Here is a 20,122-nt window from a genome sequence, read left to right as displayed (position 1 = left end):
AGGAGTAAGGCATGTCATTTGACTATAGAGGAAAAACAGTTGGTGTAACTGGGGCCGCAAGTGTAAAGGGAATAGGATTTGCCATTGCAAAGAAGTTTCTGGAAAGCGGTGCCAATGTATTTATCTGTGATTTAAAAGAAGACGCTTTGCAGGAAGCAGAACGGGAACTGAAACAGTACGGCAATGTAAAGTCTTATGTGATGGATGTATCCAGAGAGGAATCCGTGAAGGAAGGGTTCAGGCTTGCATTGGAAGATTTCGGCTATATTGATATCTTCGTAAGTAATGCGGGAATCTATCCGCAGGCATTCGTCTGTGATATGGAGGCAGGCCAGTGGGATACGGTGATGAATGTCAATCTAAAATCCGTATTCCTATGTGCAAGAGAATGCAGCAGGTGCATGAAGGAAAAGGGCGGCGTTCTGATCAATGCGGCATCCTATGCGGCACTGCTGGGGTCAGCAGGAAGCGGTGCATATGCGGCAAGCAAGGCAGCAGTTTACAGCCTGACGAAATCACTGGCGGCAGAGCTGGCACCGGCCGGAATCAGAGTAAACGGGTTTATTCCCGGCGTCATTGAGACTGGAATGACAAGAGGCGTGATTGACAGCAAAAAAGATGAACTGGAGGGTGCAATCGCCCTTCATAAATTAGGAAAGCCGGAGGATGTGGCGAATGCAGTATCATTCCTGGCATCGGAAGAGGCTTCCTATCTGACAGGGACATTCATCGAAATCAGCGGGGGCAAACTCTGTGTGCAGAACCCGGATTTTGCATGGAAACAGACGGACCTGGCTAAATAATACAGCGCGTATACGGAGGGCTTAAAACATTGGAAAGACTTCATATTGATATTAATGCATTGGAATCGATGCACCGCTTTGGGGATATCCTTGCGGATGCCATTGAAAGCATCAAAAGCGACAAGGCCGAATTTCAGGTAATCCGGGACGCAAAAGACTGTATCGGGCGGCACTGGTACGGACTGAGGTGCAGAGTTACATGCAGACGTTCGGGAATTGGATTCTACCTGCATATCGGGCTGATCTATTTCCCGTCTACCCGGCCGGGACTGATGATAGAGCTGGATGAGCAGAATAACCGTCACAGCTATGGCAGTGTATTGGAAAACATAACCGAACGCCCGGAATTCGAAATCAACCGGGCGGAACCGGAGTATTTTAAACTGTTTATGCCTGACAGCGTTTTCGCAGATATGTCCGGCAGGCCAAGAGGGGAACAGGCAGTGATTCTTCGAAGGTTTGTAGCAGGCGGTGCAGAAGCAATCGTAGATGCCGCATACGAAAAGGGGTTCCGGCTTGATTACCGGAATATGGCAGATTCACTGAATCTGGTGAATGCTTTTGATCAGGCACTGAATGAAGTGGAAAGCCACATCAGCAGTGTGAGAGTAAATTATGCAGATAAAGATAACTTCGGACAGTATGCAGAAGGGTTCCGGTACTATCTGGAAAATGACAAAGGATTATCGCTCTATGCCTATTTTGGAGCCATATACAGCTATAAGAAGCAGCCGGCCGGTATCTTCGCGGAGATTGACAAGTTCAGCAACCCAGAAGAATTCGACAGGGTGTATCACAACATGGAAGCATCCCCGGTGTATGAGCTGGGAGTCGGGGAACCGGGCTTCATAAAGCTCTTTATGAAGGCAGAAATGGCAGAAGCGGTCAACCGGGCGGAATATAAAGAGCAGATGGAACTTTTGAAGAATTTTTTAAAGGCATGTAACGAGGCGTTTGTAACAGCATGGGAAAGAGGAGGTAACAAATAATGGCCAAGAGAAAGAAAATTGTACTGATAGGTGCGGGAAGCGCCGTATTTACAAAAGGGCTGATCGCAGATTTTATCCAGTCTGAATTCGGGGAATGGGAGATTGCCCTCTGCGATATTAACCCGCAGATACTGGAATCCATAACGAGGCTTGCTAAGAAGATGGTGGAGCAGAAAAAGTCCGATATTATCATCAGTTCATCCACAGACAGGACAGATCTGCTGCCGGGAGCCGATTTTGTCGTGACGACGATCGCGGTCGGAGGCAGGCGTGCATGGGAACAGGATGTTAAGATTCCGAGAAAATATAACATTTACCAGCCGGTAGGCGATTCCATTATGCCGGGGGGAATCTCCAGGGCACAGAGGATGATTCCTGTGATGGTTGAGATTGCAAAAGACATTGAGCGGCTCTGCCCGGATGCATATTTCTTCAACTACTCCAACCCGATGACCGCTATCGTGACTGCGGTAAGAAGGGCAACAAATGTGAAGATAATCGGGCTTTGCCACGGTGTTATCTACGGGGAGAAATATCTGGCGAAAATGCTTGGTGTGGATGTAAAGAGGCTGACCACAATAGGTGCAGGCTTAAACCATCTAACATGGCTGTACGATATCCGCGTGGATGGGAAAGACGTGCATCAGGAACTGCTGGATGTCGTGAAGAGGCAGAAGGAAGAACACGAAAGGAACCCACATGTGCGCAATTTCTTCAATCCACTTCTGGAAGACAAGGAAATACCGAACCATATGGACAATCCGCTTTCATGGGAATTCTTCGAACGCTACGGGGCGATTCCGGCAGTTGTGGACCGCCATGCGGTTGAATTCTTCCCGGAGCGTTTCCCGGAAGGAAAATACTATGGTGCAACTCTCGGCATCGATGCATTTCCTATTGACGATGTGATTGCAAGAGGCGAGGGAATCTATAAAGCAATGCTGGAGCAGGGAGAGACGGAAGGTGAAGTAGAAGCCGAATTGTTCCAGCGTGCCGATGGGGAACACGAACAGCTTGCGGAAATCATCAAATCCTTACTGCGGGATGAACGGAAGGTATTCTCCGTGAATATTCCAAATGAGGGCGCCGTTGCCGGTATTCCTGACGATGCCGTACTGGAGATTCCGGGTGTTGCCACTGCAAGGGGATTCTCCTCCATGCATGTGAACGGATTCGAGGGACCAGTCAAGGATATTATCATCAAGCGGCTTGCATCCGTGGACCTCACAGTAGAGGCAGCATTAACGGGGGACAGGCAGCTCTGGGCCGACGCTATGATGCTCGACGGTGCTGTGACCGATTATGAGACAGCAGAAAACCTGGTCAATGACTTTATAGAAGAACATAAAGACTATCTGCCGCAGTACAAATAGATTTAAAACGCCTGATATCAAACAGAAAATTTAAGAGGGACACCTTATGAACAAAAAAGTATTGATTATCTCCTTTTCCTTCGAACAGGAAGAAGAAGCATTTCGTGTGCTGGAAGATGCAGGACTGGAACCGGTCCTGCTGGCTGAAAAAGACAGGATCGGGTATACACAGGAAGACCTTCTGGACTACTGGGATACCCTGGAGGAAAAACCGGCTGGGATTCTGATGGGGGCGGATATTCCCTTAGGGAAAGAATTCGCTGAGAAGGCAGAAGGGCTGGAAGCAATCTCACTGAACTGTGCGGGTGCAGACCACCTCGATCTTCCGGCATTTGAAAAGAAAGGTATCAGAATCTGCAATGTACCGAGACAGAACTTCAATGCGGTGGCAGATCTGGTCTGGGGACTGATTCTGGCAGTTATGCGCCGGATTCCTGAGGCCGACAGGAATATCCGCAGAGGGAAATGGTGTGACGGGGTTGCAAGAGGGTATGCCGTATCCGGGAAAACCCTCGGAATCATCAGCTTCGGGGCAATCGGACAGGCAGTGGCAAAGAGGGCGGCGGGATTTGACATGAGGGTGCTTGTAAACAGCACAAGCCAGAATCCTGAGTCAGCCGAAAAATATGGCGCGGTTTATGTGGACAGGGATACCCTGTTTCAGGAGGCCGACATTCTTGTTCCGGCAAGCCCGCTGACACCGGAGACATACCACATTATTAACGCGGATGCGATCGGCAGGATGAAGAAAGACGCTGTCATTGTGAACGCGGCAAGGGGCGGGATCATTGACACGCAGGCACTGTACGAAGCGTTGAAAAACCGGCGCATTGCAGGAGCGGCACTGGACGTGTTCGAAGAAGAGCCACTGTATGAGAGTGCATTCTTTCAACTTGACAATGTGGTGCTGACACCCCATATAGGAGGGCTGGCAGACAGGGAAATCCATAATGTAGCCATGCAGGCGGCCTGTCACATGGCAGAATTGTTAAAGTAACGGTCAGTTACCATGAAACAACAGAAACAAAAATGACTGGGAGAAAATAAAAATGAAGAATGAATTGTTTGGAAAACCACTCACTTATTATGAAGAGAACCACTGTATCCATACCGTCACTGAGATTGCACAGCAGCCGGAAGCATGGCGCCAGCTGGCAGATACACTGATGCAGAGAAAAGACGAAATCTCAGCGTTTATGGATCAGGTCATGTCCGTTCCAAATTTACGGATCGTGACAACGGGCGCAGGATCATCCGCATTTGTAGGAGAGACATTTTTATACATGTTAGCGGGAGAGATGGGAATCCGTACAGAGAACGTACATACAACGGATATCATCAGCGCACCGGATGAGACGCTGTTTGACACCCCGACACTCCTGATTTCCTATGCACGGTCAGGTGAAAGCCCGGAGAGTATTGCCGCCATACGTTTTGCACAGAAACGGGTGAAAAATCTGTACAATATCGTGATCGTATGCGATAAAAACAGCAGCCTTGCCAGATGCGGGTATGAGACAAAACAGTCCCTGGTCCTTGACCTGCCAAAGGAAACCTGTGATAAGGGTTTTGCAATGACAAGCTCTGTAAGCTGTATGAGCATTGCGACATGGTGCCTGTTCCATTATAAAGAGATGGAAAAATATACGGGATATGTAACTGTTCTGGCAGAGGCGGTGGAGGCACAGATTGACAGACTGGCCGACAAGGCGGGCGCGATTGCAGAAAATGACTACCGCAGACTGATCTGGCTGGGAACAGGTGCGCTGAAGGGACTGGCCAGAGAAGCATCCATCAAGTCTATGGAGCTCTCAGACGGCTATGTACATGCAGGATATGATGCACCGACCGGTTTTCGCCACGGGCCAAAAACGGTTATTAATGAAGAGACCCTTACGATACATTTCATATCAAACAAAGAGTACAGCAGGAAGTATGATGTAGATCTGGCGAATGAGATCATCAGGGAGAAGCAGAAGAATCTGGTGGTTATTATAAAACCGGATTTTGTTAAAGAAGAGATTAAAGGGGAAGACTACGAAGTGGTCTATCAGATTCCAAAAGAACTTCCGGAAGATTCCGAGATGGGGGCATATATATTCTCACTTGTATTCACCCAGCTGCTTTCGATGAAAAAATCACTGGACAAGGGATATACGACCGACAATCCGTGTCCAAAGGGCGATGTCAACAGGGTCGTACAGGGAATCACGATATATGAGATATAAAAACTGGTTCCCGTGTTTCCGAAAGGGATATACAAAATAATTAAAAAAGGATGATAAATTATGGCAGGCGGGAACGTAATCAGAAAAGACATACCTGTTGCACTTTACTACCAGCTGAAAGAAGAAATCAGAAGAAAAATACTGGCAAACGAATGGGCGGAGGGAAGCAGGATTCCCTCTGAGGCGGAAATTGCAAAAATGTTTGACGTAAGCAATATTACCGTGCGTAAAGCGATAGATGAACTGCAGAATGAGAAATATCTCGTGAAAAAGAGAGGCAGGGGAACATTTGTATTAAACCGCTCTATCGGACAGAAACTGCATAAGTTCTATTCTTTCAGTGAAGAGCTGACAACAATGGGTATCAAAGAAACTGCAAAATTAATTGTGTTTCAGGAGATTATTCCGGAGGCCTTTATCAGAGAACCACTTCAGATAGGGGCAGAAGAAAAAGTATTCTGGATTAAGCGGATACGATATATGGATAATAAGGTATACGCCATTGAGCATTCATACATCCCGGTAAAATTCGTACCGGAGCTGACCGGGGAATTAGTAGATAAAAACGGGCTGTATAAGACCCTGCGTATGTTCCACGTATTTCCGGAGCGGGCAATTGAAACCTTCTCAGCGGTAAACATTTCCAGGGAAGATGCAAGAGACATGAATGTGATGGTAAATGATGCGGCGATTAACCTGACCCGTGTGACATACAGCGGCGCGGACATCATTGAATACTGCCAGAGTATCGTGAACGGAGAAGTATTCCACTATACGGTTGAATTAAAATAGAACGGAATTGATGCTATAAGCAAGGAGGACTTTTATGGGAAAGTTAATAGGCACGAAACGGAACCGGGGACGGAGCATATTCCTGTTTTGCGTGTTGGTACCCACCTTTATATGGTTTTTGATATTTTTCATAATCCCCTTTTTTTCTGTGATTATGTATAGTTTTACAAACGCACATATGGCCTATCCCACCTATAAATTCGTGGGATTTGACCAGTACATAAAGGCATTCACAAAGGACCCTACATTTCTTATTTCGCTGAAAAACACGGTCGTAACGGCTTTGGTTATTGTGCCTTCGACGGTCATTCTGGCGATCCTGCTGGCAGCGGGCCTAAATGCGCTGGGAAATAAGCTCAGGCAGATTTTTACATTTATTTATTTCCTGCCGTCTGTCATTTCTGCGGTTGCAATCAGTCTTGTATGGAACTGGCTGTACAATAAAAACTACGGCTTGTTTAATGCGATTCTGGATGCACTGGGAATGAAGACGCAGCCATTCCTGACATCGGCCAGTCAGGCGCTTATCTGTCTGTGTATTGTACAGATCTGGTCTATTTTCGGCTATTATGCGGTCATCCTGCTGGCAGCGATAAGGGGCATCGACAAGAGCTACTATGAGGCGGCGGAGGTTGACGGGGCAGGCCCTTTGGCCAAGTTTTTCAGGATTACGCTCCCGCTGATTAAGAATAACATTCTATTTGTATGCGTTATGACAACAACGGTTGCATTCATGTTCTTTGCACCGGTCCAGATACTGACGAAGGGGACCCCGGGAACGAGTACGATGGTAATGTTGCTGCACATTATGAATAAAGGTATCAAGAACAGCGACATCGGTTATGCATCTGCCATGTCCATAATCCTGATGCTGATTATCCTGTTCTTCAGTATGATTCAGTGGATCATTACAAGAGAACGGAAAGAGAAAGCAAAGCATTATAAGGGACAGGGGGTATAGGCGATGAAAAAGAAGAAGAAACATTCTATCGGATTTTATATTGGTGTTGTAATTATGACTGCCGGAGCTGTCTTTATGATTCTCCCATTATACTGGATGCTGATTTCAGCATTCAAGGGACAGTCTGAATTACTGCAGATGCCTCCGACGATGTATCCGCACAAATGGGTAATGACGAATTACCAGAGGGTACTGGACAGCATACCGTTTATCCGCTATTATCTCAACAGTCTTGGGACGAGTATCTTAAATACAGTGGTTGGTGTGCTGACCAGCGGGCTGATCGGGTATACGTTTGCGAAATACCGGTTCAAGGGAAGAAACTTCGTATTTATGTGTATTCTGGCATTCATGATGGTGCCTTACGATACGCTGATGATTCCACTGTATAAACTGATGGCGGGAATGAAACTGACAAACAGTTATTTCGTGCTGACCGTACCTTACTTTGTGAATATTTTTGGAATCTTCCTGATGCGGCAGTTCTTCCTCGATCTGCCAGATGCCTATCTGGAGGCAGCAGAGATGGACGGCTGCGGGCATTTCAAACGGTTTTTCAGGATTGCGCTTCCAATGGCAAAGTCTATGATGTCGGCACTGTTTATCTACCTGTTTATGGCGAGTTACAATTCTTACCTGTGGCCGTTGATTTCTGTCAGCAAACGTGATTTGTTCACACTGACGGTAGGTATCGGTTCCTTCTATAGTGACAGGGGAACACAGACAGACCTGATCATGGCGACATCCGTCATGATGATTGTACCGATTGTTATTGTCTTCAGCCTGGCACAGAAGAACTTTGTAGAAGGTTTAACTGTCGGCGGCGTGAAAGGGTAGGAGGAAAAAACATGCCATTAATTACAACGAGAGAAATGCTGTTAAAGGCCCAGAGGGAGCATTATGCTGTCGGGGCATTTAATGTGGAAAACATGGAAATGGTACAGGCGGTTATCGCGGCTGCCAAAGCACTGGATGCACCTGTCATCATGCAGACCACCCCATCTACACTGAGGTATGCCTCACCGGAATATTTTTATGCGAATGCTGCCTGTGCGGCAGAAGAAGCAGGAGTGTGTGCAGCGCTTCATTTAGACCACGGCTCCGATTACGCCCTGGCGGTCAGGACGGTTCATGCAGGATATACATCGGTTATGATAGACGGCTCGCAGAAGCCCTTTGAGGAGAATGTCAAGATAACGGCCGAAGTAGTCAGGATGTGCAGCAGTGTGGGAATACCTGTTGAGGCGGAGCTGGGAAAAGTAGGAGGGAAAGAAGACGATCTGGACGGAGGCAGCGGCGATGCCTATACAGATCCCATGCAGGCAGAAGCGTTCACAGAGAGAACCGGGATCTCTTCCCTTGCGGTTGCCATCGGGACCGCGCATGGTTTCTATAAAGGGGAGCCAAAGCTGGATTTTGGACGGCTTCAGGAGATTCGGGAGAAAGTATCTGTTCCACTGGTACTCCACGGTGCATCCGGTGTGCCTGATGAGGCAGTAAGAGAGAGTATTAGGCTTGGAATCTGCAAAGTCAATTTTGCTACAGAGCTGCGCGTGGCTTTCACGGATGGGATAAAAGAAGTGTTGGAAAAGCATCCCGGTACGATTGACCCGAAAAAGCTGGGAGCTGCGGGCAGAGAGAAGGTCACTGCCCTTGTCATGGAGAAAATGAAGGTATGCGGGTGGGATAAATAAACATAGAAGTGGAGGTTTCCAAAATCACGGAAACCGCCACTTCTGCCAATCCCATTATCTTACTTTGGCCTTACCGATAGTTTCTGTATCAAACCTTCTTCGTTTGTATACCGTATTGTTGCAATCGCCATTACCATATACCCGGAGTAGTTTGCCACAAACTTCGCGTGTCTCTCATCAATAATCTCTGCCTCGGAGATCGAGAATTTCCCGAATGTGAATTTATTCCTGAAAAACATATTGATCGCTTCTTTTCCGTAAACATGGTACTCCGGCTGGGAGGTTCCGTTCGGGCAGTGGTCGACGAGGGTCCCGTCACAGTCAAACAGCTCGGCAAGTCCTTCATAGTCTCTGTTTTCCATAGTCTCGATATATTTCTGAATGATATTCATAGCGGCTCCTCCTAATAAACTTTCTCAGAATTCAGTAATGCATCGGTCCCGCCGTCCACGAACAGGATGTTTCCATTGATGCCGGCGGCATATTTGGATGTGAGGAACACGATGGCCCCGGCGATCTCTTCGGCCTCCATAAGTGCTTCCTGTCCGAAGCGTGCAGGAATTGGAAGCGCATTGAGTGCATCGCGGGCGCTTCCCTGGAGGGCGGCAGTCATAGGTGTCTGTACGTTTCCGGGAGCGACTGCGTTGACACGCACACCACGGGCTGCCCAGGAGGAAGAAATCCTGCGGACCCAGCGGGCGAGTGCATACTTGGTTGCTACATAGATACTGTTGCCGACGGTTAAATCTTTCTGGTCCCATTTGCTGATGAGATTGAGAATCATCTGCTCATTGCCTGAATTATTCAGCAGGTCCACAAGGTCCATCCGGCCGGCGCCCTGCGAGATGGTATTGGAAGAGGTCACTACACAACAGCCCTTTTTCTTGCGGAGCAGACCGGACACGCCCTTTGCAATTTCAATGGTTCCAAAATAATTCAGGGAAACGATGAGCTGCAGATTCCCGACAGCCCCGGATACGCCGGCATTGCAAATCATACCGTCCAGCCCTTCCGGACATTTCTGATGGAGTTCTTCAATAGCTTCCCTGCGTCCCTCGGGCGAAGCCAGGTTCGCGGATATGTCGCCGCCTTTCAGGTCAATATTAATGACCTCGTGTCCGGCTTCTTTCAGAAGTTTTACCGTCTGGCCCCCGATCCCGCCGGAACCTCCCGTAATTGCATATATTCCCATAGTGTTGTTCCTCCTTTACAGTTCTGATAATACTCATTATAATAGAAATTGACATGATTAAAATGATCAGTTTGCTAATAAAAAATAAGATCAGTTGGAGGCTCAGATGGTAACCTGCGAGATTGAAAAACGGGGAAAGATGCCGATCTATGAATATTTGTACCATTGTATCAGGGAAGATATACTGAAGGGGGAACTGAAGGCAGAGGAGAAGCTGCCGTCTAAACGCATGCTGGCATCCCGGCTCGGGATCAGTGTCGTGACTGTTGAAAATGCCTATGCACAGCTGATGCTGGAGGGGTATATCTACTCTGTAGAGTGCAGCGGATATTATGTCAGCAGGCTGAAAGCACAGGGTATACAGGAACAAGCGGCACCAGTCCGATTATATAGGGAAGATACGGACAGTCCTTATTACGCAGACCTGCGGTGTAACCGTATAGGCATGCAGCATTTTCCATTTTCTATCTGGGCTAAACTAATGAGAGAAGTCATCACGGCAAGGGACGAGAAACTTTTAAAAGCAGTTCCGTGCAGAGGGGTGCTGGAGCTGCGGCAGGCCATCGCGGAAAACCTGCGCAGGTTCAGGGGGATGCATGTATCTCCGTCCCAGATCATCATAGGGGCGGGGACGGAATTTTTATACCAGCAGCTTTTCCAGATATTAGGTGCGGGAAGGTGCTACGGGCTGGAGGAAATCGGCTACTCTTATACATATGAATTGTTTGAGAGAAATCAGGTGAACTGGAAGCAGGTCGGCATGGATGAAAAGGGAATATCGGTCAGTTCCCTGAAGGAAAGCGGCTGTGATGTCCTGCATGCCACCCCGGAGCACCATTTTCCGACCGGTATCGTTACACCCGTGGGGCGCAGGCAGGAGGTGCTGAACTGGGCCGCGGAAACGGGCGGCTACATCATAGAAGATAACTTTGACAGTGAGTTCCGCTATGTAAACAAGCAGAGCCCGGCCCTGTATGCAATGGACAAATCAGGCCGTGTGATCTACCTCAATACATTTTCTAAGAGCATCGTGCCGTCCATCCGCATCAGTTACATGGTGCTGCCCGAAAATCTGATGAAAAAATACGTTGAGAAGATGTGCTATTCTTCCTGCACCGTGTCCTGTTTTGAACAGCACACGCTGGCCCGCTTTATCTCAGAAGAATATTTCGGGCGCCATCTGAACCGGATGCGCAGCTTTTACAGGAAACTTAAGACGAGGCTGATTCAGGAAATTGAAAATTCCTCTTTGAAAGATATCGCAAAAATTCAGGAGGCAGAGGCAGGAACCTATTTCCTCTTAATACTGGATACCGTCCTGACGGATGAGGAACTGGTAGCAAGGGCAAGGCAGCAGGGGATAGACCTGGCCTGTTTTTCCGAGTACTGCAGGAATCCGCAGAAAACCCGGGAACACATTCTGATCATTAACTATTCCGGAATCCGTATGGAGGCGATCAGTGAAACAATCCGCCGGCTTGAGCGGGCTGTACTGGTGTCGAAAATATAAGGTATAATTCGGACAGGGCATCTGCTATAATGGAATAAGATTCTGTTTAAAATGCTGGAGGTGCAGAGAATGAAAAAAGCATTACCCATTGGTGTTGATAACTTTGAGGATATTATTATAAATGATTATTATTATGTAGATAAAACCTTGTTTATAAAGGAATTGCTGGACCTAAAGGGAAAGGTAAATCTGTTTACCCGTCCGAGGAGGTTTGGCAAAACGCTGAATTTAAGCATGCTCAGATATTTCTTTGAAGACACGGGAATTCAGGAGAAAAATACCCAACATGCGGCACTTTTTAAGGGGCTGAAAATTATGGGGGCAGGCAAAGAATATATTGGACAGATGGGAAAATACCCAGTCATTAACCTGACTCTTAAATCATCGAAGCAGGAGACTTTTGAATCGGCATACTATAAGATCAGGGAAGAAATTGCTGAAGAATTTCAGAGGCATGACTTTCTTTTAGAATCGGATGCCCTTTCGGATACGGATAAACAGATGTTTCAGGATATAAAAGACAGGAAGGCAGGATACGATGCATATTCCGGCTCACTGAAGTTTCTAAGCCGATGTTTATATATGGCAATGAATGAAAAGGTCATTGTTCTTCTGGATGAATATGATGTGCCCTTGGAAAACTCGTATTTTGCCGGATTTTACGACAAGATGGCTGGTTTTATAAGGTCCCTTTTTGAATCGGTGCTAAAGACAAATGACTGCCTGCAGTTTGCAGTGATTACCGGATGTCTCAGAATATCCAAAGAGAGTATTTTTACCGGACTGAACCATCTGAATCTCATTTCCGTATTAGATAAGAAGTACAGCGAGCATTTTGGCTTTACTGAGCCTGAAGTTAAACAGGCAATGTCTTATTACGGAAGAGACAGACGGTTCGCGGACGTGAAGGAATGGTATGATGGATACCAGTTCGGTAATACGGAAGTCTATAATCCGTGGAGCCTGATTAAATTCTTATATGATTTAGATGCAGACGCAGACGCGTTTCCCCGCCCTTATTGGATTAACACCAGTTCTAATGAAATCATTAAGAACATGGTTGCGCGTGCGGACCGGGAAATGAAGGGGCAGATTGAAATGCTGTTAGCCGGAAAGTCAATGGATATTCAGGTGCATGAAGAAATTACTTATGCAGATATGGATCAAAATGGAGAAAATCTGTGGAATTTCCTTTATTTTACTGGGTATTTGACTAAGGAGAGCGAATATTTTAAGGAATCGTCTATCTTCTTAAAGGTGCGTATCCCAAATACGGAAGTAAAGACAATCTACCAGAATACCATCTTGAACTGGTTCCGGGAGTGTATAAAGAAACGGGATTTCAGGGATCTGTACAAGGCTATGGAAGATGGGGATGCAGAAAAAATGGGAGAGATCCTTAGTGAACAATTGTTGTCTACGATTAGTTTTTACGACAGTGCGGAGAATTTTTATCATGGTTTTCTGGCAGGAATATTAAGTCAGAGCGATTCTTATTTGGTGAAGTCCAATCGGGAATCAGGAAACGGCCGTTCAGACCTGATCGTAAAAAATCCATCTCTGCGGGGAAGGGCATTTATCATAGAAGTCAAGATTTCTAAGGGGATTGATGAATTAGAGGAGGATGCACAAAAAGCGGTAAAACAGATATCTGGGCGCGGATATATGGAGGAGCTGCGGACAGAAGGATACCGTATGATAGACAGTTATGGAATCTCGTTTTTCCGTAAAGACTGTGAGGTACGTTATGGTGGTAAGTATAGATAAATGAGGGTTACTATGCATGGCCTCTGGCCGTGAATAGCAACAAATGAGGGAAGTCGGGGAGGGATTATCCAACCAGACTTCCCGAGTATGTGTTAGTATCAGTTAAAGACTTTTCAGTTTAAAAAGTGCCTGTATCCTCTTTTCTGCCTGCCTCAGTGCATCCTGAACAGTGAGTTCTTTCCGGTAGGCTTTCTGACAGACATCCTGCAGGATCGTCTCGATTTCGTATGGGGGAATGATCCGTTCTGCACTCTGATAAGGATAGATTCTGTTGCGTGCTTTCTCGAAACATTTTGTATTCAGTTTCATCCACGGGTAAAGTCTTAGTATCTCCTGGTTCTCGTAAGGGTGGAGGACGGTAGACTGCCCGTTTAGCGTAGTCATATAGTAACTTGTCTGCTTCTGGCAGATCCACTTAAAATAGTTCGCGATCAGTTCGGTATGGCGGGTAGTCCTGCTGATACCCATATGCCATCCTACATTGGCAGGCGTCTGTCCCGGGACCATGCTGTAATCAATCTTGGTGATAATATCTCCGTGCAGGCAGTCGTTGATGAGAGTACCATATTCGGTGAAGGACAAAAGCATGGCAGTCCGTCCGCTCCCGAAGTCGTAAAAACTGGAATTGATGGAGGTATCTGAGATGCCGTTTTCCGTATACATAGCCGTATCAAGCAGGCTTTGCAGCGCCTTGACATTCTGCGGGGTATCCAGCTTCAGCCGCCCGGAACTGTCGAAAAGCCCGCCGCCAAAGCTCCAGAGCCGGATCTGCAGTTCGAGCGCAAACTCTTCATTGACACTGCCGATGATCGAAGTTCCGTACAGTGTCGGAGAGTAAGGATTATATTTTTTTGTGAAAAACTGGGCGATCCCGTTGAATTCCTTCCATGTCTTTGGCGGACGTAAGGGCATGTTATAGAGTGATTCAAACTGGTGCTGTATCGTGGGCTGCTCGAACAAATCCTTCCGGTAAAAAAGAATATGGGAGCCTCCTACGATCGGAAAACCGTAAAAACGTCCCTTATAGCAGGCATTCGCAAGATTTTTCGGGACCAGATGTTTGCTGAACAGCTCATTCGAGGTCATCAGTTCGGTAATATCTGTAAGTACATCCAGATTGGCAAGGTAAGTGAGCCATGATACATCAAACATATAGATATCATATCTGCCCTTTTCCCGTTTACTGTCAGATACAATCGTTTCAATTAGTTCTCTGTAGCTTACAAAGTCAAATTCAATCTTTACCTCGTGCTGCCGCTCGAATTCCCGCGATACCGCATGCAGTGACAGGATTGTCGGCATGGATGTGGCGATGATGCGCAGTGTCCGCTTCGGCGTTCTGACAGAATGATATGGGGCAGGCGCCTTCGGGATATTCAGGTGGCTTCCGATGACATTGTCCTTGAACAGCATAAATTCTTTCTCGAAAAATGCAGGTTCATGCAGGTTCTTCATCAGGACATCAATACTGCGGATTCCCATTGTGTGTGCTGTACGTGAGGTATGGATCAGGTTGGGGAGATAATTGGACTCGTTCCAGGATTCCTCCCCCAGAGTGATAATACAGGTGTCTTTCGGCACATTTATGGAACAGAGGTTAAAGGCCTCTATGATTCCTTTGGCAAGCGGATAGGAAGAGGTTATGATCGCCTGGGGCGGCTCCTCCACGATGTTGAACATGGCCTTGCGGAACGCGGACTCTGTCGTAAAACGCGTCTCTATCATCTGATTCATAGAAAAATCCAGACCGAGATCATCGTGCGCATCACTGAATCCCCGCAGGCATTCCCTTTCTGTAAAAAACTCACTGTGTCCGATCATGAGCTTAATATTCGTGTATCCGTTTTCGATCAGCTTCTTCGTCAGATAATAGCAGGAATTATAGTTGTCAAAGGCCAGAAAGTTGGCGTCGATACTGTCCGGGAAATGCTCCAGGAAAACGGCAGGCACATTATGCCTGATGATACTGTTCTGAAAGTATTCCACGTTGTCCGGCTGGCAGGAGATCAGGATCAGGCCGGCTACATTCCTGCCGATAAGCTGGTCAATAATCTTGCGTTCCAGCTTTGGCGTATGGTAAGAAAATGAAATATTCAGCGAATAGTCCATGCTCTCAGCGCGTGAGATGATCCCCTTTAGAATATCTGAGTGACATGAGTCATCAATATCCGGAAAAACAACGCCAATCTCCCGGGATGTCTCTGACTTGAGGTTTCTGGCAGAAGCATTAGGGATATAGTTCAGTTCCTCGATGACACTCATGATTCTGGTCCTGGTGGCCGGCTTCACACTCTTTGTATTATTCAGACAGTTTGAGACAGTCGCGATGGAGACGCCCGCCCGTTCTGCAACATCTTTCAAAGTCGCCATAAAAGTTCCTCCTTCAATTGAGTAAACGAACAAAGTATACTATAATATTATAATGCCAGGGTCAAAAGGTCATTCAATGCATGCTCGCATGCAATTGAATGACTTTGGGACCCGTAAAACATGAGAAAGTAGCCCGATTAGGGCGGATTTCGAATGTTTTTAGGATTTCGGGAGCACGAAGTGCGGAGAAATCCGTAGGCATCAGGGGTCAAAATATTTTTGACCCCAACATTATATTGTCATAAGGAAAATGAAAAGTCAATGTTAAAGTAAAACGTTTCAAATAATCTCAAATTATGAGGAGGAACTCTATGCACTATCGTTTTCAGATCCTGATGAATGATTATACGCTTTGTCCTTCAGACTGGGGGATGACGGGGGAATGTGCCACATTTTACCGTATTTATTATGTCTGCGGGGGGAAGGCATGGTTCCGGCAGGGGGAGGAGGAAGTACAACTGAAAAAGGGCTGGCTTTATATCCTTCCTGTCATGCAGTCTTATTCCCTCAGGCACGATGTCAAAGACCCGCTGGAGGTCCTCTGGTTCCATGTAGAACTGGATCTGTCTATGGGGAGGGATTTCACCGCTGTCGAGATCTGTGAAGGGGAGGACTTGTACTACCTGCTGAAAAGTATACAAGTCATCCAGAGAGATCCTGTCTCCTTTGAAGATGTGAACCGGCTCTTTGATATTTTCCTGAAAAGGCTGGAACAGCGGCTGACCCTCTACCGCACGGGAAGCAGGCGCATGAACCGGGTCCTTTCTTATATAGATAAGCACATAGCCGATGACCCGGAGATTCAGGAGCTTGCGGCCTGTGCGGGAATGGAACGTTCCTACTTCACGAGGCGGTTCAAGGAAATCTTTAAGATGTGTCCCCGGCAGTTCGTCTATACGAGAAAAATGAGTGTCGGGGCAAAGGCCCTGCTGGAGGGCGCCACTGTCAGGGAGGCGGCAGAGAAATGCGGCTACAGCGATGAAAAGGCATTCACCAGAGCATTCAAGCGGTACATGGAAGTCACACCCGGAGAATATAAGAAGCGCCGTGCCTGCACAGAACCATAAAAAAGAAGATGTCAGAAAGAATAAGTCACATCGGGCAACCATGAAGCCACAACCGAAAGTTGTGGCTTTTTGCATGGGGTGGTAAGGTTTGATCAGGAAAGTAAAGGAAACCATATATGCCAAAGGAGGAACCGCTATGCTGCACGACCCGTCACACAGACCGGTAGTACCGGAAGAGAAAGAAATTGTATTATCCCGTGGGGATAAGGATATTTTGAGACGGCTGGGAGGCCGGATTGCAGAAATATCCGGTGACAAAATCAATGAAATTAATGCAAGAAACTGGACGCTTTTAAATGATAAGAAATCTGTAAAACCGATGGTCTGGATCAACGAAGTGCCGTGGCATGAGATGAATGTAAACGAGGAACTTACGGTTCGCTGTACACATCCCTGGGCAAGGAATCTGGAAGAGACACTGCGCAGGACAATTTTCCAGTGGGACCATTTCCGCGGGGACATGGTAGTCAGCCCGTTTATCGAGTGCCCGCTGGCGATCCATTCCACAGACTTTGGTATCGTTGAGGATGTGGACACGGCTATGACTGATGATAAGAATGATATTTATTCCCGGCATTTTAAAATCCAGATCAAAGAGCCGGAAGACATCGAAAAAATCAAGATGCCGGTCGTTACCCACTTTGAGAAAGCTACCCAGTATTCCTATGATGCCATGTGCGATATATTTGAAGGAATCATACCAGTGAAAAAGGTCGGGCAGACACACATCTGGTATACTCCGTGGGATTACCTGATCCGCTGGTGGGGCGTGCAGGAGGCGATCATGGATCTGGTCATGCGCCCGGACATGGTCCATGACATTTATGAAAAAATGGTGCAGGCATGGATGACAGAGCTTGACCAGTTTGAAGAGCAGAACCTTCTTTCGCTGGACTGTAACAATACCCGTGTCGGCTCCGGCGGATATGGCTACACAACAGAACTTCCGGGAACGGACTATGACCCCGGCCACGTTCTTGCCAAAAATATGTGGGGGTGTTCCAACGCCCAGATATTCTCAACTGTATCCCCCCACATGCACTGGGACTTTGCAATAGAACATGACCTGAAATGGCTGAAAAGATTCGGCCTGACATACTACGGCTGCTGCGAACCTCTGGATTTAAAAGTCAGTTACTTAAGAAGAATCCCGAATCTGCGCAAGATATCCGTTTCTCCGTGGTGTAAAAGCGGGCGTATTATAGAAGATATCGGCACCGATTATGTCATCAGCAGAAAACCGAACCCCGCTATAGTAGCCGGAAATATCTTTGACGAGGCCCAGGCTGAAAAAGAAATCCGTGAATTCATGGACCTGACAGAAGGAAGATCTCATGTAGAGCTGATTTTTAAGGATATCTCCACCGTAAGATATGATCCTGAAAGACTCTTCAAATGGGAGAAAATCGCCATGAGGGTAGCTGGGGATTTTGCAAAATAATCTGTTTTGGGGGCATATGGAGCAGCATCTGCCCCCCATTTGTCTCTTCTAAAGGTGTTCTTCTAAACTTCTTAATTAGTGTTACAACTCCTACATTTTTAGTATGATTTAAATTTAAACGTTTAAATTTAAAATTTAATTTTAATTGAATTTACTATTCCACCTCTCTATAATGGACTTATCAAGTAAAGGACGTAAGGGAGGGATCGGGATGATGACAAGTAAAGAACGCGTCAGGGCGGCATTTGAACACAAAACTCCTGACCGTGTCCCTGCTACAATGCAGGCGGTTGAGACTGCCTGGGACAAGATGAAAGAATATTTCCGGGTTGAGACTCAGGATGAAGTCATGGATATTCTGGAAATTGATACGAGGATTATGGATATTCCGCCATACATCGGAAATAAAAAGCCTGATTATGTGAATGCAAACGGGGAGGTCGTACATACGCACCCCTTCGGGCAGCGGTATGTGGAGAAATGGAATGGTGTGGAGTACAACAATCACACGATCTGGCGGCCGATGCAGCATGTGGAGACGATGGAGGATTTCCTCGCTTTCCATGACTGGCCGGACCCGGACGACTTCGATTATGAGGCGGTAAAGCGGTTCTGTGATAAGCATAAAGATAAGGCGATACGCATTGGATGGCCGGGACCTTATCAGGTATTTCTGGAAATGTACCCGGCGGAACAGTTTTATATGCTTATGGCTGATGAACCGGACCTCGTCAAGGCGATGCTGAACCGTTACAGTGATTTTTACATGGAACTGTACGAGAGGATGTTTGAAGCAGGGGATGGGGCAATCGACCTGATCCGGCCGTGTGATGACTACGGGACACAGATCAGCCTGTTGTTCAGCCCGCAGATGTGGGACGAATATTTCGCGGAGAATACAAAAAAGCTTGTACAGCTTGCCCATAAATACGGATGTTACTATCTCCAGCATTCCTGCGGCGCGGTCAGGCCGATTATTCCGAACCTGATCGACTGTGGCGCAGACGGACTCGAGCCGATCCAGAAGGTGAATGGGATGGAGGTAGATTCTCTGAAAAGGGATTTTGGAGACCAGATTTGCTTTCAGGGAGGTGTGGACACCCAGCGCCTGCTCCCGTTCGGTACACCGGAGGAGGTCCGGAGAGAAACAGAGTACATTATCGAGACGATGAATGTAAACGGCGGATATATTCTGGGACCGAGTCAGGATTTTGAAGGCGATGTCCCGGTGGAAAATATCATCGCGCTGTATGATGCGCGTAAGAAATTCATGTAATCGTAAGGAGAGCTGTTTATGAAAAAAAGGATATTATGCTTTGGAGATTCGAATACATGGGGGGCAATTCCCGGAGACAGTGCAAGGCACCCGCAGGATGTACGCTGGACAGGCGTCCTTCAGAGGGAACTCGGGGAGGATTACCAGGTGATTGAGGAAGGTTATAACGGGCGGACTTCCGTACACGACGATGTAGTGGAAGGAAGACTTGCCGGAATCACCTATTTCGCACCCTGCTGCGACTCGCAGTCGCCTCTTGACCTGATCATCCTGATGCTGGGAACCAATGACTTAAAGGCAAGGTTTGCAGTGAATCCGGAGACGATTGCCTTTGGATTTGGACGCTATCTGGATGTGCTTAAGACAGTGCCGATGGACGGCAAAAAACCGGAAGTGCTGCTTGTGTCACCGATCCTGATCAATCCGGCATATAGGGACAATGTACTCTTCTATGATATGTTTGGGGACGGCGCCTATGAGCGGTCGCTGGGTTTTGCAAAGGCATACAAAGCGTTTGCAGAGGCAAACGGACTTCATTACATGGATGCGGCACAGTACGGGGAGGCTTCCACAAAGGACGGGGTCCACATGGAGCCGCAATATCATGAAAGACTTGGAAAGGCATTTGCCGAAAAGGTGAGGGAAGTTCTGAATTAACC

At 47.1% G+C, this 20,122-nt stretch carries 18 protein-coding genes; 15 read left to right on the top strand and 3 right to left on the bottom strand.

What is annotated here, in order from left to right:
* Positions 1-11 precede the first annotated feature (11 nt).
* Genes DWX43_RS13880 through gatY form a run of 9 tightly spaced genes read left to right on the top strand, consistent with a single transcriptional unit; the run spans position 12 to position 8,840 of the window.
* The gene (locus DWX43_RS13880) at positions 12-803 is read left to right on the top strand and encodes an SDR family NAD(P)-dependent oxidoreductase (protein ID WP_109731967.1); all 792 of its coding nucleotides are present in this window, start codon (positions 12-14) and stop codon (positions 801-803) included.
* Positions 804-832: 29 nt separating this feature from the next.
* Positions 833-1,792, top strand: a complete 960-nt coding sequence (locus DWX43_RS13875; RefSeq protein ID WP_118620690.1) for a hypothetical protein — start codon at positions 833-835, stop codon at positions 1,790-1,792.
* Complete coding sequence (locus tag DWX43_RS13870; RefSeq protein ID WP_118620689.1) at positions 1,792-3,165, top strand: hypothetical protein; 1,374 nt, start codon at positions 1,792-1,794, stop codon at positions 3,163-3,165. Before DWX43_RS13875 ends, DWX43_RS13870 begins: the two co-directional genes overlap by 1 nt.
* A gap of 46 nt (positions 3,166-3,211) precedes the next feature.
* Positions 3,212-4,162, top strand: coding sequence for a phosphoglycerate dehydrogenase (locus DWX43_RS13865; RefSeq protein ID WP_118620688.1), 951 nt, complete (start codon positions 3,212-3,214; stop codon positions 4,160-4,162).
* 52 nt (positions 4,163-4,214) lie between these two features.
* Positions 4,215-5,393 (top strand): SIS domain-containing protein, encoded by a 1,179-nt coding sequence (locus DWX43_RS13860; RefSeq protein WP_118620687.1) that lies wholly within the window; start codon positions 4,215-4,217, stop codon positions 5,391-5,393.
* Between the two features lie 60 nt (positions 5,394-5,453).
* Entirely contained in the window at positions 5,454-6,185 is a 732-nt protein-coding gene (locus DWX43_RS13855; protein ID WP_109731972.1) for a GntR family transcriptional regulator, read from the top strand.
* Between the two features lie 34 nt (positions 6,186-6,219).
* Positions 6,220-7,146: a sugar ABC transporter permease gene (locus tag DWX43_RS13850; RefSeq protein WP_109731973.1), complete on the top strand. Its 927-nt coding sequence runs from the start codon at positions 6,220-6,222 to the stop codon at positions 7,144-7,146.
* A 3-nt stretch (positions 7,147-7,149) separates the two neighbouring features.
* Positions 7,150-7,983 (top strand): carbohydrate ABC transporter permease, encoded by an 834-nt coding sequence (locus DWX43_RS13845; RefSeq protein ID WP_109731974.1) that lies wholly within the window; start codon positions 7,150-7,152, stop codon positions 7,981-7,983.
* Positions 7,984-7,994: 11 nt separating this feature from the next.
* The gene (gatY, locus tag DWX43_RS13840) at positions 7,995-8,840 is read left to right on the top strand and encodes a tagatose-bisphosphate aldolase subunit GatY (protein ID WP_118620686.1); all 846 of its coding nucleotides are present in this window, start codon (positions 7,995-7,997) and stop codon (positions 8,838-8,840) included.
* A gap of 59 nt (positions 8,841-8,899) precedes the next feature.
* Here gatY and DWX43_RS13835 read toward each other — a convergent pair whose 3' ends face one another.
* Entirely contained in the window at positions 8,900-9,232 is a 333-nt protein-coding gene (locus DWX43_RS13835; RefSeq protein ID WP_109731976.1) for a hypothetical protein, read from the bottom strand.
* A gap of 11 nt (positions 9,233-9,243) precedes the next feature.
* Positions 9,244-10,032 (bottom strand): SDR family oxidoreductase, encoded by a 789-nt coding sequence (locus DWX43_RS13830; protein WP_109731977.1) that lies wholly within the window; start codon positions 10,030-10,032, stop codon positions 9,244-9,246.
* Between the two features lie 106 nt (positions 10,033-10,138).
* Between DWX43_RS13830 and DWX43_RS13825 the strand changes: the two genes are divergently transcribed.
* Both DWX43_RS13825 and DWX43_RS13820 read left to right on the top strand, forming a co-directional pair.
* A complete protein-coding gene (locus tag DWX43_RS13825; RefSeq protein WP_118620685.1) occupies positions 10,139-11,542 on the top strand; it encodes a PLP-dependent aminotransferase family protein in 1,404 nt (467 codons plus the stop codon).
* 69 nt (positions 11,543-11,611) lie between these two features.
* Positions 11,612-13,309: an AAA family ATPase gene (locus DWX43_RS13820; RefSeq protein WP_109731979.1), complete on the top strand. Its 1,698-nt coding sequence runs from the start codon at positions 11,612-11,614 to the stop codon at positions 13,307-13,309.
* 102 nt (positions 13,310-13,411) lie between these two features.
* Here DWX43_RS13820 and DWX43_RS13815 read toward each other — a convergent pair whose 3' ends face one another.
* Complete coding sequence (locus DWX43_RS13815; protein ID WP_118620684.1) at positions 13,412-15,679, bottom strand: extracellular solute-binding protein; 2,268 nt, start codon at positions 15,677-15,679, stop codon at positions 13,412-13,414.
* A 311-nt stretch (positions 15,680-15,990) separates the two neighbouring features.
* Between DWX43_RS13815 and DWX43_RS13810 the strand changes: the two genes are divergently transcribed.
* The 4 genes from DWX43_RS13810 to DWX43_RS13795 all read left to right on the top strand — a co-directional run bounded on the left by DWX43_RS13810 (position 15,991) and on the right by DWX43_RS13795 (position 20,120).
* Positions 15,991-16,746: an AraC family transcriptional regulator gene (locus DWX43_RS13810; RefSeq protein ID WP_182440697.1), complete on the top strand. Its 756-nt coding sequence runs from the start codon at positions 15,991-15,993 to the stop codon at positions 16,744-16,746.
* An 88-nt stretch (positions 16,747-16,834) separates the two neighbouring features.
* A complete protein-coding gene (locus tag DWX43_RS13805) occupies positions 16,835-18,187 on the top strand; it encodes a hypothetical protein (protein ID WP_243099314.1) in 1,353 nt (450 codons plus the stop codon).
* Between the two features lie 211 nt (positions 18,188-18,398).
* On the top strand, positions 18,399-19,463 hold the full coding sequence (locus tag DWX43_RS13800) for a uroporphyrinogen decarboxylase family protein (protein ID WP_243099313.1): 1,065 nt from the start codon (positions 18,399-18,401) through the stop codon (positions 19,461-19,463).
* A gap of 18 nt (positions 19,464-19,481) precedes the next feature.
* On the top strand, positions 19,482-20,120 hold the full coding sequence (locus DWX43_RS13795) for an SGNH/GDSL hydrolase family protein (RefSeq protein WP_109731983.1): 639 nt from the start codon (positions 19,482-19,484) through the stop codon (positions 20,118-20,120).
* The last annotated feature ends 2 nt before the right edge of the window (positions 20,121-20,122 follow it).

Source organism: Clostridium sp. AF19-22AC (assembly GCF_003479085.1).
GTDB classification, from domain to species: Bacteria; Bacillota; Clostridia; order Lachnospirales; family Lachnospiraceae; genus Faecalicatena_A; species Faecalicatena_A orotica.
This window is presented reverse-complemented; position numbering and strand designations above follow the sequence as displayed.